Annotated in this window: 16 protein-coding genes and 5 pseudogenes; 10 read left to right on the top strand and 11 right to left on the bottom strand. The window is 65.7% G+C overall.

The features are described 5' to 3' along the window. Positions 1–115 precede the first annotated feature (115 nt). The 4 genes from recA (at position 116) to IPK20_19750 (ending at position 4,808) form a co-directional block, all read left to right on the top strand. The gene (gene recA, locus IPK20_19765) at positions 116–1,132 is read left to right on the top strand and encodes a recombinase RecA (GenBank protein ID MBK8018719.1); all 1,017 of its coding nucleotides are present in this window, start codon (positions 116–118) and stop codon (positions 1,130–1,132) included. Further along, complete coding sequence (recX, locus tag IPK20_19760; GenBank protein ID MBK8018718.1) at positions 1,129–1,569, top strand: recombination regulator RecX; 441 nt, start codon at positions 1,129–1,131, stop codon at positions 1,567–1,569. Before recA ends, recX begins: the two co-directional genes overlap by 4 nt. A 31-nt stretch (positions 1,570–1,600) precedes the next feature. Next, positions 1,601–4,198 carry an alanine--tRNA ligase gene (alaS, locus tag IPK20_19755; GenBank protein ID MBK8018717.1) on the top strand — a complete coding sequence of 866 codons (2,598 nt, stop codon included), beginning with the start codon at positions 1,601–1,603 and terminating at the stop codon, positions 4,196–4,198. An 85-nt stretch (positions 4,199–4,283) separates the two neighbouring features. Further along, positions 4,284–4,808, top strand: a complete 525-nt coding sequence (locus IPK20_19750) for an SRPBCC family protein (protein ID MBK8018716.1) — start codon at positions 4,284–4,286, stop codon at positions 4,806–4,808. Between the two features lie 81 nt (positions 4,809–4,889). Here IPK20_19750 and IPK20_19745 read toward each other — a convergent pair. The 7 genes and pseudogenes from IPK20_19745 to IPK20_19715 all read right to left on the bottom strand — a co-directional run bounded on the left by IPK20_19745 (position 4,890) and on the right by IPK20_19715 (position 11,432). Next, positions 4,890–6,122, bottom strand: a pseudogene (locus IPK20_19745) (EAL domain-containing protein). Positions 6,123–6,163: 41 nt separating this feature from the next. Next, positions 6,164–7,538: pseudogene (locus IPK20_19740) on the bottom strand (phosphomannomutase/phosphoglucomutase). 274 nt (positions 7,539–7,812) lie between these two features. Next, a pseudogene (locus tag IPK20_19735) lies at positions 7,813–8,779 on the bottom strand (alpha/beta fold hydrolase). Positions 8,780–8,805: 26 nt separating this feature from the next. After that, the gene (locus tag IPK20_19730; GenBank protein ID MBK8018715.1) at positions 8,806–9,243 is read right to left on the bottom strand and encodes a nuclear transport factor 2 family protein; all 438 of its coding nucleotides are present in this window, start codon (positions 9,241–9,243) and stop codon (positions 8,806–8,808) included. Then, the gene (gene waaF, locus IPK20_19725) at positions 9,240–10,247 is read right to left on the bottom strand and encodes a lipopolysaccharide heptosyltransferase II (protein ID MBK8018714.1); all 1,008 of its coding nucleotides are present in this window, start codon (positions 10,245–10,247) and stop codon (positions 9,240–9,242) included. Before waaF ends, IPK20_19730 begins: the two co-directional genes overlap by 4 nt. A 52-nt stretch (positions 10,248–10,299) precedes the next feature. Continuing rightward, positions 10,300–10,506, bottom strand: a complete 207-nt coding sequence (locus tag IPK20_19720) for a zinc-finger domain-containing protein (GenBank protein MBK8018713.1) — start codon at positions 10,504–10,506, stop codon at positions 10,300–10,302. 6 nt (positions 10,507–10,512) lie between these two features. Next, a pseudogene (locus IPK20_19715) lies at positions 10,513–11,432 on the bottom strand (branched-chain amino acid transaminase). Between the two features lie 353 nt (positions 11,433–11,785). On the opposite strand from IPK20_19715, the gene IPK20_19710 reads away from it, so the two are divergent. Beyond that, entirely contained in the window at positions 11,786–12,112 is a 327-nt protein-coding gene (locus tag IPK20_19710) for a hypothetical protein (GenBank protein ID MBK8018712.1), read from the top strand. Positions 12,113–12,138: 26 nt separating this feature from the next. After that, positions 12,139–13,176 (top strand): adenylate/guanylate cyclase domain-containing protein, encoded by a 1,038-nt coding sequence (locus tag IPK20_19705; GenBank protein ID MBK8018711.1) that lies wholly within the window; start codon positions 12,139–12,141, stop codon positions 13,174–13,176. On the opposite strand, the pseudogene glnE reads toward IPK20_19705, so the two are convergent. Then, positions 13,095–15,763 (bottom strand): annotated as a pseudogene (gene glnE / locus IPK20_19700) (bifunctional [glutamate--ammonia ligase]-adenylyl-L-tyrosine phosphorylase/[glutamate--ammonia-ligase] adenylyltransferase). The gene IPK20_19705 and the pseudogene glnE sit on opposite strands and share 82 nt — an antisense overlap. 165 nt (positions 15,764–15,928) lie before the next feature. Between glnE and IPK20_19695 the strand changes: the two are divergent. From IPK20_19695 to IPK20_19680, 4 genes are all read left to right on the top strand, one after another. Beyond that, entirely contained in the window at positions 15,929–19,762 is a 3,834-nt protein-coding gene (locus IPK20_19695) for a TIGR02099 family protein (GenBank protein MBK8018710.1), read from the top strand. 237 nt (positions 19,763–19,999) lie between these two features. Next, positions 20,000–20,818, top strand: coding sequence for a carbon-nitrogen hydrolase family protein (locus tag IPK20_19690; GenBank protein MBK8018709.1), 819 nt, complete (start codon positions 20,000–20,002; stop codon positions 20,816–20,818). 100 nt (positions 20,819–20,918) lie between these two features. Next, positions 20,919–22,391, top strand: coding sequence for a metalloprotease TldD (tldD, locus tag IPK20_19685; protein MBK8018708.1), 1,473 nt, complete (start codon positions 20,919–20,921; stop codon positions 22,389–22,391). Between the two features lie 112 nt (positions 22,392–22,503). After that, complete coding sequence (locus IPK20_19680; protein MBK8018707.1) at positions 22,504–23,049, top strand: cyclic nucleotide-binding domain-containing protein; 546 nt, start codon at positions 22,504–22,506, stop codon at positions 23,047–23,049. 55 nt (positions 23,050–23,104) lie between these two features. Here IPK20_19680 and IPK20_19675 read toward each other — a convergent pair whose 3' ends face one another. The 3 genes from IPK20_19675 to IPK20_19665 are packed head-to-tail and all read right to left on the bottom strand — an operon-like array spanning position 23,105 to position 24,986. Continuing rightward, on the bottom strand, positions 23,105–23,824 hold the full coding sequence (locus IPK20_19675) for an anti-sigma factor (protein MBK8018706.1): 720 nt from the start codon (positions 23,822–23,824) through the stop codon (positions 23,105–23,107). Then, complete coding sequence (locus IPK20_19670) at positions 23,821–24,387, bottom strand: sigma-70 family RNA polymerase sigma factor (GenBank protein ID MBK8018705.1); 567 nt, start codon at positions 24,385–24,387, stop codon at positions 23,821–23,823. The genes IPK20_19675 and IPK20_19670 overlap by 4 nt, the downstream gene beginning before the upstream one ends. Positions 24,388–24,422: 35 nt before the next feature. Continuing rightward, on the bottom strand, positions 24,423–24,986 hold the full coding sequence (locus IPK20_19665) for a cob(I)yrinic acid a,c-diamide adenosyltransferase (GenBank protein ID MBK8018704.1): 564 nt from the start codon (positions 24,984–24,986) through the stop codon (positions 24,423–24,425). Between the last annotated feature and the right edge of the window lie 38 nt (positions 24,987–25,024).

Genomic DNA, 25,024 nt, shown 5'->3' with positions numbered 1-25,024 from the left:
TCGCCTTCCGTGATTCCTACGTATCTGAATAGAAGACATAAAATACAAATGGGACGGCCAAGTCCCTTGTGCCATAATCGCCGTTTCCCACATTCTCACAGGTCGCCGCCACCCCATGGATGACAACAAAGCCAAGGCGCTCGCCGCCGCCTTGTCTCAGATCGAGAAGCAGTTCGGCAAAGGCTCCATCATGCGTCTGGGCGAGAACGACATCTCGCAGGACATCCAGGTTGTCTCCACGGGCTCACTCGGGCTGGATCTTGCCCTCGGCATCGGCGGCCTGCCCCGCGGCCGGATCGTCGAGATCTACGGACCGGAATCGTCGGGCAAGACGACGCTCACCCTGCAGGTCATCGCCGAGGCACAGAAGCTGGGCGGCACCGCCGCCTTCATCGATGCGGAGCACGCGCTCGATCCCCAGTACGCTCGCAAGCTGGGCGTCAACGTGGAAGATCTGCTGATCTCCCAGCCGGACAACGGCGAACAGGCCCTGGAGATCGCGGACATGCTGGTGCGCTCCGGCTCGATCGACGTGGTGGTCATCGATTCGGTCGCCGCTCTGACACCCAAGGCCGAGATCGAAGGAGAGATGGGCGACCAGCTCCCCGGATTGCAGGCCCGTCTGATGAGCCAGGCACTGCGCAAGCTCACGGCCAACATCAAGCGTTCCAACACCCTGGTCATCTTCATCAACCAGATCCGCATGAAGATCGGCGTCATGTTCGGCAATCCGGAAACGACGACCGGAGGGAACGCGCTCAAATTCTATGCGTCGGTACGGATCGATATCCGCCGGACCGGGTCCATCAAGAAGGGCGAGGAAGTGATCGGCAGCGAAACCCGCTGCAAGGTGGTGAAGAACAAGGTTGCGCCGCCGTTCCGCGTGGCTGATTTCGACATCCTCTATGGAGAGGGCATCTCCAGGCAGGGCGAGGTCATCGAACTGGGGGTGCTCCACCGCATCGTGGAGAAGTCCGGTGCCTGGTACGCGTACAAGGGCGACAAGATCGGGCAGGGGAAGGACAACGCCCGCGAGTACCTGAAAGAGCATCCCGACACCGCCCGGGAGATCGAACAACGCATCCGGGAGGCCGTGGGAGTGGCCGAACCCGTGGCCGCGGAAGAAGATTGACCCTCGGTCTGCGAAGCCGTGCCCTGTCCATGCTGGCCCGCCGCGAGTACGCCCGGGCAGAACTGAAGAAGAAGCTGGAGACGCACGCCGGCCAGGACGACGACGTGGACGGGCTCCTGGACGAGCTGGAACGTTCCGGTTATCTGTCCGATGCCCGCTTCGGCGAACAGCTGGCCCGCCGCCACGGGGGCCGGCACGGCGCGCTCAAGCTCGAGCAGGCGTTGCGAAGCCGGGGCGTGACCGAGTCTGTCGTCGAGTCGGTGGTGGCGGCAGCACGCGAGGATGAACCGGCGCGTGCTCTGGCGGTACTCAGAAGGAAGTATGCTGCGCCGCCCGAAGGCATGGACGAATGGGCAAGACAGGCGCGGTACCTTCGCAACCGCGGCTTTGGCCTGGACGTGATCCGCCAGGTGCTGCGGACGCCCTTCGAACTGTAACGAGTCATTTCCGGAAGCAGGATCGTCATTCATGAAAAGCAGCGAAATCCGTCACCGTTTCCTCGAGTACTTCCGCCGCAACGGTCACGCGGTCGTGTCCTCGTCACCGCTCGTGCCCGGCAACGATCCCACGCTGCTGTTCACGAACGCAGGCATGGTGCAGTTCAAGGACGTGTTCCTCGGTCAGGATCGCAGGCCCTACACGCGCGCCACCACGTCGCAGCGATGCGTGCGGGCGGGCGGCAAGCACAATGACCTCGAAAACGTCGGATACACGGCACGCCACCACACCTTCTTCGAGATGCTGGGCAACTTCAGCTTCGGCGACTACTTCAAGCGCGAGGCGATCGAGTTCGCGTGGGGTTTTCTCACCAAGGAACTGCAACTGCCGGAGAACCGGCTGTGGGTGACGGTGCATTCGGACGACGACGGTGCGGCCCGCATCTGGCTGGACGATATCCACGTTCCGGCCGACCGGCTGGTTCGCATCCCGACGAACGACAACTTCTGGCAGATGGGCGATACCGGCCCCTGTGGATACTGCACCGAGATCTTCTTCGACCACGGACCGGGTGTGGCCGGCGGGCCTCCGGGTTCCCCCGATGCGGACGGCGACCGCTACATCGAGATATGGAACCTGGTGTTCATGCAATTCAACCGGGACGAGAAGGGCGAGCTGCATCCCCTGCCGCGTCCTTCCGTCGATACGGGCATGGGCCTGGAGCGCATCTCCGCGGTCATGCAAGGCGTGCACTCGAACTACGACATCGATCTCTTCCAGGACCTCATCGCTGCCGCGGCCCGCGCGACGCACAGCGACGATCTCGAGAGCAATTCCCTCAAGGTGATCGCCGATCACATCCGTGCCTGCAGCTTCCTGATCACCGACGGCGTCATTCCCGGCAGCGAAGGCCGTGGCTACGTGCTGCGGCGGATCATCCGCCGGGCGATCCGCCACGGCTACAAGCTGGGCCAGAAACAGCCTTTCTTCCATACGCTGGTGAGCGAGCTGTCGCGTGTCATGGGGGAGGCGTATCCCGAACTGCCGGCTTCCCGCGCCAAGGTCGAGCAGGTGCTGAAGCAGGAGGAGGAGCGGTTTGCCGAAACCCTGGAGCACGGCATGGAGGTGCTCGAGACGGCGCTCACCAAGGAAGACCGCATGCTGGACGGCGACACGGTCTTCAAGCTCTACGACACCTACGGATTCCCCCTGGATCTCACGGCCGATATCGCGCGGGAGCGTGGATTCACGGTGGACATCGCCGGATTCCAGACCGCGATGGAGCAGCAGCGGGAACGCGCACGCGCTGCGTCGAAGTTCTCCATGCAGTCGGGTGTGGAGTACCGCGGCGATGCGACGGAATTCCATGGCTACGACACGTTGCGCATCGAGGATGCGCGGGTGCTGGCGATCTACCGCGAGGGGACATCCGTACCCGCGGTGGAGAACGGAGACGAAGCCGTGATCGTGCTGGACCGCACGCCTTTCTACGCGGAGTCCGGCGGACAGGTCGGCGATTCGGGCGAGCTCGTCTCGGGAAATGGCACGTTCGCCGTTGCCGATACGCTGAAGATCCAGGCCGACGTGTTCGGGCACAAGGGGAGGGTCGAGACCGGCCGCATCACCTTGGGTGACACGCTGGTCGCGCAGGTCGACGCGGAGGACCGCCAGCGAACGGCCTACAACCATTCCGCTACCCATCTGATGCATTCGGCTCTGCGTTCCGTTCTCGGCATGCACGTCCAGCAGAAGGGTTCCTTGGTCACGTCCGAGCGTACCCGCTTCGATTTCAGCCACGGCCAGCCGCTGACGTCCGAGGAGATTGCTCAGGTCGAGGCGCTCGTCAACCGCGAAATCCGCCGCAACGTCTCCGTCGAGGCGCGGCGAATGAAATACGACGAAGCCATCAAGGCTGGTGCGATGGCGCTATTCGGCGAGAAGTACGGAGACGAGGTCCGCGTGATCGGCATGGGCGAGTTCTCCACCGAGCTTTGCGGCGGAACGCATGTCAAGCGCAGTGGTGACATCGGGTTCTTCAAGGTCGTTGCCGAGTCCGGCGTGGCCGCCGGCGTCCGACGCATCGAGGCCGTGACGGCAGACGGAGCGCTGGCCTTCGCTCAGGCGCAGGAACGACAGCTCAATGACATCGCCGGGTTGCTCAAGGCGGGGCCCTCCGAACTGGGCAGCCGGCTCGCCCAGGTGGTCGACAACGTGAAGGCCATGGAGAAGGAACTGGCGAGGCTCAAGAGCAGACTCGCCGCGTCCCAGGGCGAGGATCTGGCCTCCGCTGCGGTCGACGTGAAGGGTGTCAAGGTGCTCGCGGCTTCCATGGAGGGCGCGGACGGCAAGGCGCTGCGAGAGACGGTGGACAAGCTCAAGGACAAGCTCGGATCCGCGGTGATCGTGCTGGGCAGCGCCGAATCTGCAGACAAGGTCACGCTCATCGCCGGGGTCACGGCCGATCTCACCGGCAAGGTGAAGGCAGGCGAACTGGTGGGGCACGTCGCCGCGCAGATCGGAGGAAAGGGCGGCGGGCGGCCCGACATGGCACAGGGCGGAGGCACGGACGCAGGCAAGCTGGCAGGGGCCCTGGCGTCCGTCGCCGAGTGGGTCAAGAGCAGGACATGACAACCGCGGATGCGTCTGTTCTCCGTCGATGTGTGAGGCGCAATTCGCACGATTGTGTCGTTGAACAACAGAGGAGATGGTCGATATGAAACGATCGATTGCAGTCGTGGCGGCATTGTTGCTGCCGTCGCTGGCCTGGGCGCAGGCGAAAGAACTGTCCACGACCCAGACGATCCGGATCAAGGGTTCGCCCGAGGAAGTGTGGACCTACGTCGGCGACTTCGGCGGTCTCGCACGCTGGTTTCCGCCAGCGGCATCGACCCGGCTGGTACTGAAGTCGCGCAGCGAAGAAGGCGCGATCCGCGAACTGATCCGCCGCAACGGGACCAAGGTATTCGAGAAACTGACTGAATACGATCCCTACAACATGCGCCTCACCTACACGTACGTGGACGGGGCCGTCATGGCCAGCGACTACTTCGCGACGGTCCAGGTGAAGGATGCCGGCAACGGCGAGACCGAGGTCGTGTGGAGCGGCCGATTCACCCGTCTCAACTACTGGCAGGATCCGGCCGCGGAAGGTCAGGACGATGCCACGGTCACCAAGTTCTTCACCAACGCCTACAAGGCAGGATTGGACGCACTCAAGAAGGCCGTGGAAGAGAACTGACGGCGGTCGAAGGGGGGGGCTTCGGATCCCAGGTCCGCGGCACCCCGCTGGACGCGTCGAGAACTCGCCGCTGCTCCAGGGTCAGTCACCCGAGTCCCCAATGTTGTTCGCCCATTCGATGGCGCCCACGTAGGCGTCGTTGACCTTGCTGGGATCGAGCGACGGCAGCGTGGCGAGCAGGGCCTCGATGGCGGGAATATCCGTCTGCTCCACCTTCTCGGTCAGTGTGAGCAGCGCGCCGAGTTCACCCGAGCGGTCGAGGACCGCGTCGCGCACGGCTTCCGGCACCGGCAGATTCTTCACGACGTCGGCCATGGGAAGCCCAAGCAGGGCGCCCAGGAGCGACATGATGCCGGTCAGAAATGCTTCGTCGCCTGAGCGCCGCTTTCCGGTACTGGCCGCGGCGAACAGCAATTCCATGAGCTTGCCGCGAGTGGCGGCAAGGACCAGCAACGGGCTGGGAAAGCGGGCATCGCTCTTGGCCGACACCGTGAACATCAGAAGCTGGAGCCAGCGCTGCAGCTGGCTGCGGCCCAGCAGCGCAATGGCCTCGTTCAGGGACGTGATCGTGCGCTGGGCGCCCACGGCAGCCGAGTTGACCAGACGGAGCAGATTGAGGGAAAGGTCCGGATTGCGCTTGAACACCTGTTCGATCTCGCCGCTTTCGGCATCGGACAGGACGAGGCCCATCAGCCGCATGATCGCCGTCTCGGCATGGGACAGGCGGCGTCCCGTGATGATCGACGGCTTGGCGAAGTAGTAGCCCTGGAACAGCTCGTAGCCGAGCGCCATGTAACGCTCGACCTGCGCCTTCGTGTCCACCTTTTCGGCGAGCAATCGGACAGGCCAACGTTTGAGTCGGCCCGTCACTGCCGCCAGTTCCTCCGTGGTCAGCACGCTCACGTCCACCTTCACCACGTCGACCAGATCGAGGACCTTCACGTACTGGGCCTCGTCGCCGACATAGTCGTCCAGCGCGAGCCGGAATCCTGCCGCCCGGAGTTCCTTGAGCCGGGTGATGAGCCGCTCCGTGATCTCGACTGTCTCGAGAAGTTCGAGGACCACTCTGTCCTTGGGAAGCAACTCGATCACATCGGACATGAGCAGGGCGGCCGAGAGATTGATGTATCCCGTGTAATGACCCAGTACGGCGTCGACGCCCAGTTCGCTGAACGCGTGGTTGATCACCGTCGCCGTCGCGACCAGGTCATCGTCGATCTGCGCTCCGTTCATGCGACTGGATCGGAACAGGAGCTCGAATGCGACGAGGTTCTCCTTGACGTCAAGGATGGGCTGTCGTCCGAGATAGAGCTCGGTGGCGGCGCCGTTGGCCACGATGTGTGCGGGATCGGCGGTCAGTAAGGAAGCTGCGCCGATGGCGCCACGGCGAGAATCTCCCGTCGGAACGCCTCCTGAATCCGGTTCAGTGCGGCTGCGTTATCGCCTTCGAAGCGTAGAACGATGACGGGCGTGGTGTTGGAAGGCCGCGCGAGGCCGAAGCCGTCCGGATACTCGACGCGGACGCCATCGATCGTGACGATGGACTGCGATCCCTCGAACCTGCCCTGGTTCTTCAACCGGTCGATCACCGCGTAGTTCTCGCCTTCTTCCAGCTTGATCTGCAGTTCCGGCGTATTCACGGAGTCGGGCAGCGATTCCAGCGGTACGCTGACATCCTTCTCGCGGGAGAGAATTTCCAGCAGCCGCGCGCCGGCGTAGAGGCCATCGTCGAATCCGTACCAGCGCTCCCTTGAAGAAGACGTGCCCGCTCATCTCGCCTGCCAGCGGCGCACCTGTCTCTCGCAGTTTTGCCTTCACCAGGGAGTGGCCCGTCTTCCACATGAGCGGGTTGCCGCCTCGCGCGCGGATCCAGGGAAAGAGCTGCCGCGTGCACTTCACGTCGAAGATGATGTCCGCACCCGGATTGCGCGTGAGGACATCGGCCGCGAACAGCATGAGCTGGCGGTCCGGATAGATGATGCGGCCGCTCTTCGTCACGACGCCCAGCCGGTCTCCGTCGCCGTCGAAGGCGAAGCCGAGTTCCCCAGCGGAACGCAGGGCGGCGATGAGATCCTCGAGGTTCTCGGGCTGGGACGGATCCGGATGGTGATTGGGGAAATTGCCGTCCACCTCGCAGAACATCTCCGTGACACGGCATCCGAGGGCGCGATAGAGCGCAGGAGCGAAGGCGCCTGCCACACCGTTGCCGCAATCCACGAGCAGATCGATCGGGCGGGCGAGTTTCACGTCTCCGACGACCCGGTCAATGTAAGCCTGACCGACGTCGGCCGTCTCGTAGCTTCCTTGTCCGCTTGCGAACTCGTTGCTCTCGATGCGACGGCGCAGCGCCTGGATGTCCTCTCCGGCAATGGCGCGATCGGCCATGACCATCTTGAGGCCGTTGTATTCGGGGGGATTGTGGGAGCCCGTCACCATGATTCCGGAGCGGGTGCCCAGGTGGTGGGCGGCGAAGTACAGAATGGGCGTGGTCACACGCCCGACGTCCACGACGTCGCAGCCCGCGCTGCGCAGGCCGTGGGCGAGCGCTTCCGCAAGCCTGGGGCCGGACATGCGGCCGTCGCGTCCGATGGCCACCCGGGGCGTTCCCTCCAGGAGCGCCTGGGAGCCGAACGCGCGTCCGATGAGTTCGGCGGCTTCCGTGGTGAGCGTGCGGTCGACGATGCCGCGGATGTCGTAGGCTTTGAAAATTTCGGGTGCTATGCGTGGCATGGGGGCTCGAAGGTCTCAGGACAGGGGAATTATCCCATCGCCCGGTTACTTCGGCTTGCGGGACCTGTTTCTGTAGGGCAGCGGCGCAAATTCATGAAGGCGGGCGTGCCAACCGCAGGATGGTCATGCAGTGTGGGCGATGCCCTGAGGCAGGTCGGCCGCACGCGGAACGATTCTTCACCCGGTCCAATCGCGCATGCGGCGCGGAAGCTGGTGGAGCCTGAATCCGTGCGTGCCAATGGTTGGCGCGGATGCCTCCGTGCGAGAGGGATCCTCACGGCAAGGACAGGTGCGCGGCGAAGAAGTCCAGCAGTCGATCGGTCAGCCACGTCAGATTGCCGGGGAATGGCCCGCTGACGAATCCCACGTGCCCCCCCTTGTGGCTGGTCCAGGGTGATCCGGTCCGATACGTCCCCGGAACCCGGAAGATGGCGGGCGGGAAGGAAGGGATCGTTACGTGCATTGAGCACCAGAGTCGGCACGGCGATCCGCGGCAGGTCCGGCTTGCTGCTGGCGCGCTTCCAGTAGTCGTTCACATCGGCAAAGCCATGCGCGGGTGCCGTGTATGCATCGTCGAACGTCTCGAAATCGGTGGCGGCCACGATGCGCTTCAGATCGAACCCATGGGCCTGCCGTCCGAGTTTGTCTCGTGTCTTGGGGATCAGCGTGCGAAGGAATTCGCGCGTGTACATCCGGTTGAGGCCGCGCCCCAGCGCCGGTCCCGCCGCCTGCAGGTCGAGGGGAGCGCTCACCGCGGCCGCCGCCCCGACCACATTGGAAGCACCTGCGCCCTCACGGCCGAGCCACTTGAGGAGTGCATTGCCGCCCAGGGACACTCCCGCGGCGAAGAGTGGGTCTTCGCACGCGCTCCGAAGGCGCCGCAGGATCCAGTCGATCTCGTCGGCATCGCCCGAGTGATAGGCACGGGCGAGCCGATTGGGGCGTCCACCGCAACCGCGAAAATGCGGAACCACCCCGCGCCACCCCCGGTCGCGGATGGCCCGCATCATTGCCGCGGCATAGGGGCTGCGGGAGTGGCCCTCGAGACCATGGAACAGCACGACCAGAGGCCTGCCGGCGGGGCCGTCGACCCAGTCGACCTCGAGAAAGTCTCCATCGGGCGTGTCCCACTCTTCCCTGCGATACATCGGCGCTTTCGGGCGCAGAACGAGCGTCGGATAGACCGTCTGGAGATGCCGGTTCGGGAGCCACCATGGCGCCCGATAGGAACTGCGAGCCATCCGGGGCGTAGGGCGATCGCTGCGCGTCAGTGCAGCGTCGGCCTTTCCGCCGCGTCGTCCGCTTCCTCCTCGCTGGTCGCCGCATTGGAGGCGTGGTGCATCCAGATGCGCCAGCCGTCTTTCGTGAGGACGAACACGTTGGTGGAGGCGACGACGGCGCTGAGCCCGCCTTGGCCACTTACCTCGATTTCTTCCAGAACGCTATGAACGGCGATGTTGCGATCGGAGATCGCGTGACGCTCGGTGAGGCGGAAGCTGAGCCGCATCTGGCTCTGGAAGATCTGGCGCCAGGACTCGCGGACCTCGTCGCGGCCCACCAGCCTGCTGCCCCCGGGATGGACGCACGTGATCGTGTCATCGTCGGCCCACAGTTTCATCATGCTTTCGAGATCGGCCGTTTCGAAGGCGGCGTAGAAAGCCTCTTCCGCCTCGTCGGGGTCGGAGAATCGCGGTGCGTCGGTCATCGTGGCAGTTCCATGGCGGCCTCGACCTGTGCCACGACTGTGGCCGGAAGCAGACCGTCAAGACAATCGAAATGGCGGAGCGGGCATTCTCTCTTGAAGCAGGGGCTGCAGGGAACCGGATTGCGCACGATACGGGCGGTGGCCGACAGCGGTGGCGTGTACTCCGGAGAACTCGATCCGAACAGTGCGATCACGGGGCGTCCCACGGCGGCGGCCACATGCATGAGTCCGGAATCGTTGCTGACCACCACCGAGCATGCTGCGAGCAGATCCACGGCGTCTTCCAGGGTGGTTCGTCCGCAGAGATTCACGACGGCTTCCGGACATTGCGCCTCGATCTCGGTGGCGATGGCGGCGTCCCGGGAGGATCCAAGGAGCCAGATCCTCATGCCGCGCTCGATCAGGTGCACTGCCAGCGCAGCGAAATGCCGGGGGGGCCAGCGTTTCGCCGGGCCGAATTCGGCCCCGGGGCACAGTCCGGCGACGGGCCGGGAAACGTCCAGGCGCAGGCGTTCCAGCAACTGGCGCTGCCGGGTTTCGTCCGTCCGCAACTGCGGCATGGGCGGAATGGAGGGAGCGCTGTCTGCAAGCAGAAGGAAGCGGTCCACCAGCCGCGGCACCGAGGTGCGATCGAGAGCGCGGATGTCGTTCAGCACGCCCCATCGCATCTCGCCGCGAAATCCCGTGCGGCGTGCGATGCCGGCAAACCAGGGAACCAGGGCGGACTTGAGCGAGTTGGGCAGGATGACGGCCTGATCGTAGCCGCGCGGGGATATGTCGCGCCCGAGCCGCCAGCGCCTGCCGAGCGCGAGCTCACCGTGGCCGAACGGGCTTGCCATGGCATCCGTCACTCCGGGCATGCGCGCGGCCAGCCCCATGACCCATGGGGGAACGAGCATATCCACCCTGGCCTTGCCACCGCCACTCAGCTGATGAACGAGCGGCTGCGCCATGACCATGTCACCGACCCAGCTCGGGCCCACGACCAGGATGCGCCGACTCACGGGGAAGCCGCCGCCATGGCAGGCCCGAAACCGATCCTGCGAGAGCAGGCGGTCAGTGTCCGGTCGCGACCGGGCCGCCCGTCAGCCGGAAATGCGTGCCGCAATACGGGCAGAGCGCCTCGCCGGAGTTCTGGATGGGCAGGAACACCCGGGGATGCGTGTTCCACAACTGCATGGCAGGCGTGGGGCAGTGGAGGGGGAGGTCCGCTGCGGTGACCTCCACGGTACGGGAACGGTTATCCGTCTTGCCAGTTTCCATCGACGTTCAGACGAAGGTGAGCCATTCGAGATGTTTCGGGTCGCGCGCGTTCACCAGATCGAAGAACGCCGACTGCAGCCGCTTGGTGACGGGTCCGCAGGTGCCGGGGCCGATTCGCCGGTTGTCCAGTTCGCGAATGGGCGTGACTTCGGCCGCCGTCCCCGTGAAGAACGCTTCATCCGCGATGTAGATGTCGTCGCGGGTGAGCCGCTTGGCCTGAACCTCCAGGCCGGCGTCCCGCGCCAGCTGGACCACGGTGTCGCGGGTGATCCCGATCAGCGCCGACGTGAGTTCGGGTTCGTAGATGCGTCCATTCTTGACCACGAACAGATTTTCTCCGGCGCCTTCCGCCACGAAGCCGTCGACATCCAGCAGCAGCGCCTCGTCGTAGCCGTCGTGAGTCGCTTCCAGATTGGCGAGGATCGAGTTCGCATAGGTTGCCGCGAACTTGGCACGTGCCATGGTCACGTTGACGTGATGGCGGGAATAGGAGGAGGTCTTGACCCGGATTCCCTTCTCCAGACCCTCGGCACCCAGATACGCGCCCCAGGGCCAGGCGGCGATGGCCACGTGAACCGTGGCGCCGCGGGGGAGACGCCCATCTTCTCCGAGCCGTAGAACGCGATGGGGCGGATGTAACAGGATTCGAGCTTGTTGGCCCGCACGACTTCCTTCGACGCCTCGATCAGCTCTTCGGGCGTGAAGGGGATCTGCATCATGTAGATGTGCGCCGAGTTGTACATCCGTTCGATGTGCTCGCGCAGCCGGAAGATCGCGGTGCCCTTTGCGGTGTTGTAGGCCCGCATGCCTTCGAACACCGCCAGACCGTAGTGCAGGGAGTGGGTGAGCACGTGCGTGTTGGCTTCCCGCCAGGGCACGAGCTTGCCGTCGTACCAGATGAAGCCGTCGCGGTCTGCCATGGACATGCTGAGTCACTCCCGGATCAAAGAGAAGAATTGTAGCCGATCGTTCCGTCGCGACGAAGGCACAGCCCGCCATTCCGGAGAACGTGACAGTTGCCGCGAAGCCCCCTGTCCCCGACTTGTCGCCCGGACGCCCCTGCACTACCCTTGACGGACGGCTGATCGATGGGCAACTCCAGGGGCGAACCCGCGGCACACGCGATGTCGCCGGCTGCGGGATGGTGGGAGGCCGGCGGCTCGCCATCCGGACCGGTTCGGTCGTCGAGCGCAGGCCCGGACCCGCCGCTGCGTCCATGGGTCGGTCGAATACAAACCTGCCGGTCCACCAGGAGACCCCGCGGCACCGCGGCAAGCCAGTGTCCCAGAAGCCACCGCAGCGCTCCGAGCCACCTCGGCCAACCCCCCCGCAATCGCCGCCTTCGTGGCTGGAGCGGCTGGGCTGGATCACGTTCGATCCCGACGATTCCGCCGACGAACGTCTGCGCAAGAGCATGCTGCTGTTCACCGCTGCGCTCACGAACGTCGCCGCGGCCGTCTGGCTGGCGATCTATTGGGCGTTCGGAGTGAGGCTGCCCGCCACTCTTCCGCTGGGGTACCAGGTCGCGTCGCGGCGCTGCTCATCTATTTCCTCCGATCGCGCAATTTCCGTGTCTACCGGGCGCTCCAGCTGGGACTCTTCCTGATCGTCCCGGCCATCATCCACTGGTCCATGGGCGGGTTCGTCGTTTCGTCGGGCATTCTGCTGCTGTCGATGCTCGCCCCTCTGGGGGCTCTGCTCGCCTACGGCAGGCGCGGCTCTCTGCCCTGGTTCGCTGCGTATGCGGCGGTGCTCACGGTCTCGGTCGGCTGGGACTATTACTTCGCGGACGAATCGGTTCCCAGCATTCCCGGCAAGACCGTGGGGCTGTTCGCCGTACTGAACGGAGCTGTGCTTTCCACCATCGCGTTCTTTCTTCTTCGTCATCTCGTGGGCCAGCGGGAGCAGGCGCAGGACGAGCTGGGACGGCAGCATGCCCTGCTGCAGGCGGAACGGGAAATGTCCGAGACCCTCCTGCGCAGCCTGCTACCGCCGTACATCGCAGCCCGGTTGAAGCGCGAGGCCGGGCTCATCGCGGATGGTCACGCCGATGTGACAGTGATGTTCGCCGACATGGTGGGCTTCACCCGGCTCGCGGGCGATCTGGAACCACGGCAGGTCGTCGGCCTGCTCAATCACGTCTTCACCCGCATGGACCACCTGTGCGCCCAGCATGGTCTCGAGAAGATCAAGACGATCGGCGACGCCTACATGGTCGTGGGCGGGCTCAACTACGAAATGGACGCGTACGTGGAGGCCATGGCCGACATGGCGCTGCAGTTGCAGCAGACCTTTGCTCTGGACCCCATCGTGAGCAAGTACGACATCGCCTTTCACGTGGGCATCGCGACCGGGCCTGCGGTGGCCGGTGTCATCGGGACCACCCGGTTCAGCTACGACGTCTGGGGAGACACGGTGAATCTGGCGTCCCGCCTGACCACGGACGCGACGGGTGGAAGCATCCTCGTGGACGGCAACACCCATGCGCGTCTGGCCGGCCGCTACGAGTTCGGCGATCCCGTGGAGCTTCCCCTCAAGGGAAAGGGCCGGGTCACGGCCCACCGCCTTCTCGGCCGGCGCATCCGGGATCAGGTGCCGAAGACCGAGCGCCAAAGAGACATCACCGCCTCTCTCTCCCGCACGAGATCGCCTGGCGCCACGCGCGCATAACGCTCTCCCCTCAATCGCAGTGCGTGCTGCCGGCGCCGGTACGTCCGGTAGGCGTCGGCCGACGCGGATCCCAGCGGGGAATCGATGAGGCCCAGCGCTTCCGCCAGTTTGAGAAGCGCGATGTTGCCGATATTGCCCGTCAGTTCCGGCCGCGCGGCCGAATGGGCCAGCACCAGATACTGGACCGTGAACTCCACGTCCACGATTCCGCCGGGGTCGTGCTTGACGTCGAACTGGCCGGATGAGTTCGGATGTCCGTCCTGCATCTTCTTCCGCATCGCGAGCACCTCGGCGCGCAGGGTGTCAAGGTCCCGCGGTTGACGCAGGATTTCCGTGCGCAACGCCTCGAAGTGATCCCCCAGGTCGCGGTCGCCCGCCACGAAGCGGGCCCGGGTCAGAGCCTGGTGTTCCCAGGTCCAGGCCTGCTGGCGCTGGTACTCCTCGAAAGCGGTGAGCCGGCTCACCAGCAGGCCACTGGCACCGTCCGGACGCAGCCTCAGGTCCGTCTCGTAGAGCATGCCGGCCCCCGTATGGCTGTTCATCATGCCGTTCATGCGTTGGGCGAGGCGCGCGTAGTTCTCAGATGCCGCTGGTGACTCGTCGTCGTAAAGGAAAATGATGTCCAGGTCGCTTTCGTAGCCGAGTTCCTTGCCGCCCAGCTTGCCGTAACCGATCACCGCGAACCGGGGCAGCGGCCGGTGCCGCATCGGCAACCGGTCCCAGGTGAGCCGGAGCACGTGGCCGAGGAGCAGGCACGCGAGATCGCTCAAGTGGTCCGAGAGACGTTCCACCGTCAACGCTCCGGCGAGATCCAGCGCCAGCAGCCTGAATGTCTGCGTGTGCTTGAAATTGCGCAGGCGGTCCATCTGCGCCTCGAGATTGCCGTCGTCCTGCGCGAGAGCGGCCGTCAACGATCCATCCAGCGCTCGCCAGTCGGGTTCGGACAGCTGGCGTGCGTCGATGAGCTCGTCCAGGAGCATGGGGTGCCGGGCCAGATAGTCGCAGGCCCAGGGGGAGAGCGAGACCAGCCGCGCGACCGCATCCAGCGCCTGTGGATATTCGACCAGCAGGGCGATGTACGACTCCCTCCGCCCGATGCTTTCCACGATGCGGAGCAGCCGGTCGAGCGTCGTGTCGGCGGGAGCGTGTTGTGCCGCGGCGCGGACGAGCCTGGGCAGAACCTGATCGAGCCGGGACTGACCCTGGGCCGACATGCGCTGGAAACGCGCGCTCGCGCGCAGCGCACGGACCTTGTCACGTGCTTCGGCAGGCTGGCCGTAGCCCAATCCGGCAAGCAGGGCAACTGCGCTGGCTTCGTCCATCCCGTTTCGCAGCGCATCGCCGACCGGGTCGGCACGGGTCCCGTCGAAGCCGGCGAAGATGGCGTCGAACTGACGGGAGACGTTCGACCGGTGCACCGAAAGGCAGGCGTGCAGCGCGTCGAAGTCCGCGAAACCCATGGATCGGGCGACGCTCTCCCGATCCTCGGGAGAGCGCGGGAGTTCCTGGGTCTGCTGATCATCAAGATATTGGAGACGGTGCTCCAGGGTGCGAAGGAACCGGTATGCGGCGTCCAGTTCCGCGCGAGCATCCTCGGGCATCAGACCGCGTTCCGCGAGCGCCGCAAGCGCCTGGAGCGTGGGTCGCACGCGCAGGCTGGCCTCGCGTCCGCCTCGAATGAGCTGGAAGACCTGGGCCGTGAACTCGACCTCCCGGATGCCGCCGGGCCCCAGCTTCACGTTGTCCGCGATGTCGCGCCGTCGCACCTCGGCCGATATCTGAGCGTGCAGTTCGCGCATCGACTGGATGGCGCTGAAATCGAGGTGGCGGCGAAAGACGAAGGGACGCGACACGCCTTCCAGTTCGCTGCACCGGTCGCCGGTGAGAGGCCGCGCCTTGACCCACGCGTAGCGTTCCCATGCACGGCCCTGGGTGGCGAAGTACTCCTCGAGCATGTCGAGGCTCACCGCGAGCGGGCCGCTGTCGCCGTAGGGGCGCAGGCGCATGTCCACACGGAAAACGAATCCGTCCTCCGTGTGTTCGCTCAGGGCCGCGATGAGCTTCCTCCCCAGGCGGGTGAAGAACTCGTGGACGGAGACGCCGCGCCCGCCCCGGGTCTCGCCGTCTTCCGGGTAGACGAAGATGAGATCGATGTCCGACGAGACGTTCAACTCACCCCCCCCCAGCTTGCCCATGCCCACGACCATGAGGGCCTGCGGATTGCCCATGCCGTCGACCGGTTCCCCGAACTGCTGCACGAGCCAGCCGTGGAGATGCTGCAAGGCGAACGAAGTCGTGACCTCTGCCAGGGCGGATACCGTCGCTGTCACCTCCTCCAGCGGCGCCGCGCGGCGAGATCCCGCGTCATCACGTGGACCATGACGCGTGCGCGCAGCCGCCGCACCGCGCGCTTGAGCGCAGTCTCGTCGGCGGGCGCGTCAGCGACCAGTTCGCCGACCATGCGTTCGCGCCCGTAGGCCTCCGCCAGGGTCGAGGGTTCGAGGAGCGCCGGGTCGCGTTCGAGAACGCGCTTCGCATAGCGTGAGAACTGCGCGGCGCGGGCCAGCCAGGCTGCGTGGGGGGACATGGCAGGGTAAACTCTTCTCGTGGTCATGAGCTCCAACGGCAGGCGGGCTTCGCGTCGCGACGCGTGTGCCGGATTCAATTCCGGCCGGGCCACCCACCGATCGACGACTATAGCCGACACGGCCCCGGCAGAACCGATCCGGGCCGGACTTCGAACCATTTCCCGGTGAAATTCCTCAGGCTGCCCTACTACTGGCGTCTGGCACGGCGCCTGTGGCGGTGGCTGCAGTGGGTGCTGCTCGCCGGATTCGTCGTGGGCGCAGTCGCCGTCGGGGTCATGCGGATGTTCGTGCTGCCCAACGTGGACCGCTTCCGCGAGCCGATCGCGCAGGCGATCGGACAATCGCTCGGGCAGCGTGTTTCATTGGGGCCCATCACAGGCGGGTGGGCAGGTTTTCGTCCCTGGCTGATGATCCGCGATGTCGCGATCCACGACGACAGTGGCCGGGAGGCGCTGCATCTGGGGCGCGTGCAGGCGATCTTCGGCTGGAGTTCGCTCACCAGTCTGCAGGTGCGGTGCCGCACGCTCTCGATCGAGCGCCTCGGCCTTACCGTGCGCCGGAGCAGCGACGGCGAGATCACCGTGGGTGGGATCCGGGTGCGACCGGATGAGCACGCCGGAGGTTTCAGCGACTGGTTTCTCGTTCAGTCGCATGTGGTGGTCTCGGACGCGGATCTCACATGGATCGACGAACAGCGCACTGGTGTGCCGCTGGAATTGAAGGACGTGCAGATCCAGTTCCGCAATCGCGGGCGCAATCACCGGTTCCAGCTCAATGCGCGTCCGGCGTTCGAGGTCGGTTCGGCGATCGACGTGCGCGGCGAGTTCCGCAGCGGACGAACGTCCGGGTTGCGGCAATGGCGTGGCAGGATCTACCTGCACGCACCCTACATGAATCTCGCGGCCGCCCGTGTCTGGCTCGATCTGCCGCTCCGTTTCGAATCGGGGGCGGGTAACGTGGAAGCCTGGGCCGAGTTTGCGGGAGGCGTCCTGCGCAGTGCGACGTTCGACCTGCGGGTGGCCGGCGCGACCGCCCGTATCGACGATTCGATGCCTGCTCTCGATATCCCGGAACTGCAGGGGCGAATCGGCTGGCTTGCCACGAACGACGGATACGAGGCGTCGGCTCGCCGTCTGGCGTTCGGCATCGGCGATGGCCAGCAGCTTCCGCCCGCCGACGTCATGGTCCGACACCGTTACGCGACGCCCCGCGCGCCCGCGCGGCTGCAGATCGAATCGGACCGGCTCGATCTGGCGCCCGTCAGGTACTTTCTCGACCGGCTGCCCGTTCCGTCCGCATTGCGGGAGTCGCTCGCGTCGCATCGGCCTGCCGGCCGCCTCGTCAACCTCGCGTTCTGGATCGAACTGCCGGAGGGGGCGCCGACCCGCTATTCACTCAATACCGGATTCGAAGCGCTGAGCATGGCGCCGGCCGGGCCCTGGCCCGGCGTCAGCGGGCTTGCGGGCACCGTCACGGCCGACCAGCACGGGGGCAGTCTGCGGCTGGATAGCGGGAACACGGCCTTCGCGGCGCCGCTGATCTTCCCCGATCCGCTGCGCTTCGATCAGGTGCGTGCCCAGGCCGACTGGACACTGGTGGAAGACGGGTTCGACGTGACGATCCGCGGGGCCTCGGCATTCAACTCCGATGCGGCGGGCGGCGCCTCGGGCACTTACCGGCAGCGCGGCGACGGGTCGCGGCGTATCGATCTTCAGGGATCGCTGGTGCGCGCCGACCCGGCGGCCGTGTGGAAATACGTGCCCCGGGTGGCGGGGGAACAGACCCGATCGTGGTTGCGTTCGGCGTTGCGCTCGGGGCACATCCCGCGCGCAACCGTGTTGCTGCAGGGCGATCTGCGGGAGTTTCCTTTCGTTCAGGGCGACGGACGATTCGAGGTGGCCATCGACGTGCGGGACGGGGTGCTCGAGTTCGCACCCGGCTGGCCCCCCATCCAGGATATCGATGGGTCGATCAAGTTCAGTGCCAACCGCATGGACATCGAGGCGCAAGGACACATCCTGGGCGCTCGTGTCACCCGCGCCAGCGTGGTCATTCCCGATCTCGGATCCAGCGATCTCACCGTGCAGGTGAAGGGGGAAGCGGAAGGGCCGACCGCCGAATTCCTTCGCTATCTTGCCGACAGCCCCGTGGGCGAACTGATCGGTGGCGTGGCACGAGGTGTCGGCGCACGCGGGGACGGAGCGCTCAAGCTGGCTCTGTCGATCCCGATCCACCGCCTCGGCGAGACGGCCGTCGCAGGCACGTACACTTTTACCGCCAACCGCATCGAGAATCTGTCCATTCTTCCTCCACTATCCAGGGTCCAGGGCGTGCTGGACTTCACGGAGAAGGGCGCCAGGGTGACGGGGGCCACGGCAGAGGTGCTCGGGAACCCCGTGCGATTCAATGTGCTTTCCCAGGCCGCAGGAGCCGTCCGCGTGGACGCCCGCGGCCGCATCGCCGTGGATCGCCTCGCCGAACAGACGGACAACCCGTTGCTGGGTCTGCTCCGGGGCGAGACGGAGGTGCGCGCCCAGGCCGTTGCGCGAGGAGACCGGCTCGAGATCACGGTCGACTCGGACCTGAAGGGCCTTGCCATCGATCTGCCGGCGCCGCTGGGCAAGTCCATGAACGAGTCCGTGGCGGCGCGACTGCAGACCCAGACCCGCGACGACGAAGTGACAGCCACGCTTTCGCTGGGGAATCGTGGCAGTGCCGTGGGCGAGTTCGGCACGCAAGGAGGGGCGCCCAGGCTCAGGCGGGCGGCGATCACGTTCGGCGGGGCGTCCCGCCTGCCGTCGTCCGCCGTCATCAGTCTCGAAGGGACGTTCCCGCGCATCTCTCTGGAAGACTGGACACGAGCGCTGGAGCGGCTGCGCGCGAATGACGAACTCGATATGGCCGCGGCGCCCACGCTGCCGCTGGCGCTGGATCTGGGGAGCGAAACCCTGGTTGCCTACGGCAGGGAATTCCACGAGGTGCGGCTGCGCGGCAGCCGGCGTGGTGACGCGTGGGAGGCAACGCTGACCGGGCGGGAGATTTCCGGCCAGGTCTCGTGGTTTCCCAAGGGACGAGGCCGCCTGGTGGCGAGACTCGAGCGATTGCACGTTCCCGAGTCATCGGCCGGCGTTCCTTCGCCCCCGGCAAGTGCCATCGAAGGGTCGGATCTGCCCGAGTTCGACGTGACGGCCGCCAGTTTCCGGCTCGGCGGGCCGGACCTTGGAAGCCTCGTCCTGCAAGCCGTTCCCAATGGCAATGCATGGCAGTTGCGCAAGCTCGATCTGCAGAACCCGGATGGCCGGATCTCGGCGGAAGGCGGGTGGAAATCGGAACGGGGGAAACCGCGGACCAAGCTCAACGTGCGGGCGGAGGCGCGCGACCTGGGCAAGATGCTGGATCGCTTCGGGCGGTCGGCGAACATCGCGGGCGGGACGGCCCGGGCGACTGGAACGGTCGAATGGGAGGGCACGCCTCCGCGGGTGGACCTCCCCAGCCTGTCCGGATTTCTCCAGGTCGAGGCGCACCAGGGCCGCTTCACCCAGATGGAGCCAGGCATCGGCAAGCTCTTCTCGATCCTGAGTCTGCAGGCCTTGCCGCGCCGGGTAACGCTCGATTTCAGGGACGTCTTCAGCCAGGGTTTCGCATTCGATGAGATCCTCGCCAACTGGACCATCAACCACGGCGTCCTGCGCACGTCGGATTTCCGCATGAACGGCACGAGCGCCAAGGTCGCGATGATGGGAGAACTGGATCTCGTGCGGGAAACGCAGGACCTCGAGGTCCGCGTCGTTCCCTCTGTGACCGACAGCCTTGCGCTCGGCACCGCCGTGGTCAACCCCGTGGTCGGACTCATGGCGCTCATCGTAGGCAAGGTGCTCAACAATCCGCTCGACCAGGCCATCGCGTTCGAGTACCGGATAACGGGGACCTGGGCCGAACCGAATGTGAGCAAGTCGAAGCGTTCCCCGGTTCCCGGAGACTTCGGCGGCCGGCGATGAATCCGTTCGGTCTTGCGTCGTGCTCTTTCCGGGCCCCTTCCCGTGGGTGTTGGCTTCGGCATCGCGCCCACGAGGCGGCATGAGCCTCCACCCTCACTTCGTGGTGCCGCAAACGGGTGCCGGCGGCGTGGGCCGGATCGACGGGATGTCCCATCGCGCTCTCACCTCCCGCCTTGCGATTGCCCGTTTCCGGGGACCGCGCGATACGCGACCATTGACCAGACCTTTCCTGACACCATGACCGATATCCTTCCAGTTGCTGCCATCCAGACCGTCTCCGGCCCCATCGTGGCGGAAAATCTCGCCGTCGCCGGTGAACTGATCGCGCAGTCCGTCTCCGCCGGGGCGCGGCTCATCGTCCTGCCCGAGTACTTCGCCATCATGGGTCTGCGGGATACCGACAAGGTCGATGCGGCGGAAAGACCTGGACAGGGACCCATCCAGGAGTTCCTGTCCACGCAGGCGCGGGACGCGGGGGTGTGGATCGTCGGCGGGTCGGTTCCTCTCGTGTCTCCGGTGCCCGGAAAGATCTACAACGCCTGCCTTGTCTATTCCCCTTCCGGGGAACGCGTGGCCCGCTACGACAAGATCCATCTCTTCGGGCTGGAACTCTCCGGCGAGTCGTTCTCGGAGGCCCGGACCATCACCCGCGGAGATAGCATCGTCACGGTGCCGACCGAGTGGGGCCGGATCGGCCTCTCGATCTGTTACGACGTGCGTTTTCCCGAACTCTACCGGGCCATGGGCGCAGTCGATCTCATCACGGTCCCTTCGGCGTTCACGGCAACGACCGGACAGGCCCACTGGGAAACACTGCTGCGCGCCCGGGCCATCGAGAACCAGGCGTACGTCGTCGCACCGGCGCAGGGCGGCGTCCATCCGAGCGGGCGCCGGACGCACGGCCATTCCATGATCGTCGATCCGTGGGGCACGGTTCTCGCGTGCCGCGAGACCGGGCCGGGCGTGGTCATCGCCCCGGTGAAACTCTCCGAAGTGGCGCGGGTCCGAACGGCATTGCCTGCACTATCGCATCGACGGCTGGAGGGAAAGACGTGACATCATCCGAGCATCGCGCACCCTCCATCCTTCGTCCCGAACCGCCGCCGACTCCTTGCCGCCCTCGGGCGGCCGACAACACTCCATGACCGACACTTCGATGGTTCCCTCTGCCGTGACCCTCCCCTCCACTTCCTCTGCCAGGCTCGATCTCGCCGGCTCCGCGCTGCTTGCCCCCTACGGTCTCGAGCTTGCGAGTCTCGACCGGATCTTCGGGCAGATCATGACCCACGATGCGGACTACGCGGATCTGTACTTCCAGTACACGCGCAGCGAGGGCTGGAGCCTGGAAGAGGGCCGGGTCAAGTCGGGCAGCTTCAGCATCGATCAGGGCGTGGGCGTGCGCGTGATCTCGGGCGAGAAGACCGCCTTTGCCTACTCGGACGACATCAGTCTGGGAGCGCTCGAAGACGCCGCACGCGCGACCCGGGCAATCGCCCGCCAGGGAGGGACCGGCGTGGCGGCCGTCCCGCGGATCGGTCAAGCCCTGCGGCTCTACGAGCCCGTGGACCCGCTCAAGAGCCTATCCGACGAGCAGAAGGTGTCGCTGCTCGAACGCCTGGAGGGACTCGCGCGCGCGGCGGATCCGCGTGTGTCGCAGGTGACCGCCGGTCTCGCCGGGGAGTACGAGGTCGTCCTGATTGCCCGGAGCGACGGGCTGGTTTCCGCGGACGTGCGGCCGCTCGTCCGCGTGTCGCTGCAAGTGATCGTCGAGGAGGACGGCCGGCGGGAGCAGGGCTCGGCAGGGGGCGGCGGCCGTTTCGATTTCGGCTATTTCGATGACCAGGTGCTCCGCGAATACGCGCGGAAGGCGGTGGAACAGGCACTGGTGAACCTCGCTGCCCGACCGGCGCCTGCGGGGACCATGACCGTCGTGCTGGGTGCGGGCTGGCCGGGAATCCTCCTTCACGAGGCGATCGGTCATGGACTGGAAGGCGACTTCAATCGCAAGGGCACGTCGGCCTTCAGCGGCCGCATCGGCGAGCGCGTCGGGGCGCCCGGTGTCACGGTCGTGGACGACGGCACGCTGGAGCGTCGCCGCGGATCGCTCAATGTGGACGACGAAGGCAATTCGACCGGCTGCACCGTGCTGATCGAGGACGGCATTCTGCGCGGCTACCTGCAGGACAGCCTCAATGCACGATTGATGGGCATGGCTCCCACGGGCAATGGCCGGAGGGAGTCCTATGCCCACATCCCGATGCCTCGCATGACCAACACCTGCATGCTGAACGGCGACCGCGACCCGGAGGAGATCATCCGTTCGGTCAGGAACGGCCTGTATGCCGCGAATTTCGGCGGGGGCCAGGTGGATATCGTGAGCGGAAAATTCGTCTTCAGTGCCGCCGAGGCCTTCATGATCGAGGATGGCAAGGTCACCTATCCCGTGAAAGGCGCCACGCTGATCGGCAACGGGCCGGATGTACTGAAGCGCGTCTCGATGATCGGCAACGACATGCGGCTCGATCCCGGCGTGGGAACGTGCGGCAAGGACGGGCAGAGCGTTCCCGTAGGCGTGGGTCAGCCCACGCTGCGCGTGGACGGACTGACGGTCGGCGGGACGGGAGGGTAGAAATGCTTGCCAATGCGGGGAGTTCCTCAAACTCCGCGGTTGGCCCATAATCGTTTGCCTCGATCAGGCGGCGCGCCGCGACCGCATTCGGGCAGTGAAATCAGAGGAAAGCGTGGATACCGTGGACGCGGACATCGCGGAGCAGGCGCCAAAGAACGAGACCTTGAAGGCGCTGGAATACCTGGGCGAAGGCAGTTCGGCGACCCAGCGGATCTTCGCCATGATCGGGCACTCGCGGTTCTTCTCCGATTTCACCCGCAGCGATATCGAACTGCTGGCACGTTCGATGAGCATCTACCGGGCCGACGCGGGCCAGACGATCATCCGGGAAGGCGACGTCGACGACTACATGCTGCTCATCATCGAGGGCCGCGTGGACATCGTGAAGCGCGACCGCCACGGCATGAAGCAGTCCATGACCTCCGTGGGTCCGGGCGCCACGCTCGGAGAGATGTCGATGATCGACGGCGAACCTCGGTTCGCAACCTGCAACGCGGCGGAGCCCACGACCTTCGCCGTTCTGTCCCGCGACGGCATGGTCAGGATCATTCTCGAGGAACCCAGCCTGGGTGCCAAGATCCTCATCAAGCTCGTCACGCTCCTGTCGGCGCGGCTGCGCCAGACCAGTCACAACCTCCTGCATTACATGGAGAAGTGAGCGAGCCAAGACAAGCCACGCGGGAGCCGGTCCCGTGGCGCGGCGGTCAGCTGCTTCAGATCCTCACGCACCTTCCGGAATAGAGCACAGGTCCGGATGGCTTGCCCGTGGGCGATCCGCCTCTCGGTTCCACGCTCATCGCCATGCCGGCGGCTCCGTTCACCAACGACCGCATTTCGGCCGGAACTTCGACCCACTGGGTTTCGTGAGTCGTAATGAGCCCGAGCGACCTCGGCGATCCTTCCCCCTTGGGAAGCGCCCACAACTCCCATGCGGTGTCGGGCTCCATGGTCTGATGACCGATCACCCTGACCCGCAGGCGTGGCCGGCCTACCGGATCCATGGTCCAGGCGACGGTCATCTGCGGCCTGGCCGTGTCGTCCGCCATCACCACCACCATGGCGTCCTCCGGCATGGGCGCGTGCTGCAAGGGCGTGATCATCACGTAGGCGAACAACGCGGTTGCCAGTGCCGCCGTGCCGACGGACGACCAGCGCCAGAAGGCGAGACTGGACCACCAAGGCTGCGACCGGACAGACGCCTGCTGCGGATTGATGCGCGACTCGATATTCCTCCAGACAGCAGGTGCCGGAGCCACTTCGGGAAGCGCGCCTCCGAGCGGTTCGAGGTGTTGCTGCCACTGCGCGACCTCGCGCCGCAGGGCCGGGTCGCTGCGCAGCCACAGTTCGAAGCGGGCGCGCGCGCGGCCGTTCAACGTTCCCAGGACGTACTCGGCCGCGATCAGCGTGCGGGCTTTCGGATCCTTGAGTTTCATGATCGTTGCCCCTCGATGCCCCGCGTGTCCAGGCAACCCCGCAGACGCTCCAGTCCGCGCCGGATCCACGTCTTGATGGTTCCCAGAGGTTGTTCCAGGTGCGTCGCCAGTTCGCTGTGGGACAGACCGTGCATGTAGGCGAGGGCGATCGACTGCCTTTGCTGGCCGGACAGCTGATCGAGGCAGTGGGCGAGCGCTGACGCCTGCGACGCGTCCTGCAGCCGTTCCATGGGCCCCGGTCCGGAATCCGCCCAGGATTCCGCGATGCCTTCCAGATCCTCCTCCGGCTGTTCGTGACGCGGCCGCCGGGCCCAGTCGAGCGCCCGGTTACGGACGATCGTCGTCATCCACGTCATCGGGGCGCTGCGCACGCGGTCGAAGTCGGGCGCGTGGTGCCAGATGCTCACGAAGCTCTCCTGAAGAATCTCCTCGGCCCAGTCGCGCCGCCTGACGATGCGCAGCGCGACTCCCAGCAGCCTGCCGGAAGTCCGCCGATAAAGCTCGGCGAAGGCCCTTTGGTCGCGCAGGCTGCAACGCGCCATCAGTTCGTCAATTCCATCCATGGACAGTCCTCACCCAGCAGATACGAGCCGGCGCTTCATTCGGATGCGGTGCGGCTTCTTTCCTTGTTCCACAGCACGTCGGTCACCCCGGCGTCCCGGTTGATGACCCGGCACAGGACGAACAGGAGATCGGAAAGCCGGTTGAGATAGCGTCTCGGCAGGTCGGACCCTGCCTCGGACTGTGACAGGCTCACCACTCGCCGTTCCGCTCGCCGGCAGATGGTGCGTGCCACGTGGCACAGCGCTGCGGCACGCGTTCCTCCCGGGAGGATGAAATCCTTGAGGGGAGGCATGTCGGCGTTGTGGCGGTCCAGTGCCAGCTCGAGTGCGGAGATGTGCGCTTCCTTGACGGCGACGTACCCCGGGATGCTGAGTTCGCCGCCCAGATCGAACAGGTCGTGCTGTATGCCGTTCAGAAGCACCGTCAGATCCGTGCTCAAAGGCTCGGTGGCCAGCACGCCGATGGCGCTGTTCAGTTCGTCCACGGCGCCGATGGCCTCGATACGAAGACTGTCCTTGGCCGTCCGGGAACCATCGCCGAGTCCGGTCGTGCCGTCGTCGCCCGTGCGTGTATAGATCTTCGATAGACGGTTTCCCACGTGGAAGGCCTCATGCGTTTCGGAACCGTCACTATATC

This window comes from Betaproteobacteria bacterium (assembly GCA_016713305.1).
Lineage (GTDB): Bacteria > Pseudomonadota > Gammaproteobacteria > Burkholderiales.
Note: the sequence above shows the minus strand (reverse complement) of the source record. Positions and strands in the feature narration are given on the sequence as shown.

Bases quoted from the DNA above. Each gene is read 5' to 3' on its own strand.
- IPK20_19705 (MBK8018711.1), top strand. From the start codon at position 12,139: ATGGGCGGGTTCGTCGTTTCGTCGGGCATTCTGCTGCTGTCGATGCTC.
- tldD (MBK8018708.1), top strand. From the start codon at position 20,919: ATGGTTCCCTCTGCCGTGACCCTCCCCTCCACTTCCTCTGCCAGGCTC.
- recA (MBK8018719.1), top strand. From the start codon at position 116: ATGGATGACAACAAAGCCAAGGCGCTCGCCGCCGCCTTGTCTCAGATC.
- IPK20_19730 (MBK8018715.1), bottom strand. From the start codon at position 9,243: ATGACCGACGCACCGCGATTCTCCGACCCCGACGAGGCGGAAGAGGCT.
- IPK20_19675 (MBK8018706.1), bottom strand. From the start codon at position 23,824: ATGAAACTCAAGGATCCGAAAGCCCGCACGCTGATCGCGGCCGAGTAC.
- IPK20_19750 (MBK8018716.1), top strand. From the start codon at position 4,284: ATGAAACGATCGATTGCAGTCGTGGCGGCATTGTTGCTGCCGTCGCTG.
- IPK20_19670 (MBK8018705.1), bottom strand. From the start codon at position 24,387: ATGGATGGAATTGACGAACTGATGGCGCGTTGCAGCCTGCGCGACCAA.
- alaS (MBK8018717.1), top strand. From the start codon at position 1,601: ATGAAAAGCAGCGAAATCCGTCACCGTTTCCTCGAGTACTTCCGCCGC.
- IPK20_19690 (MBK8018709.1), top strand. From the start codon at position 20,000: ATGACCGATATCCTTCCAGTTGCTGCCATCCAGACCGTCTCCGGCCCC.
- IPK20_19720 (MBK8018713.1), bottom strand. From the start codon at position 10,506: ATGGAAACTGGCAAGACGGATAACCGTTCCCGTACCGTGGAGGTCACC.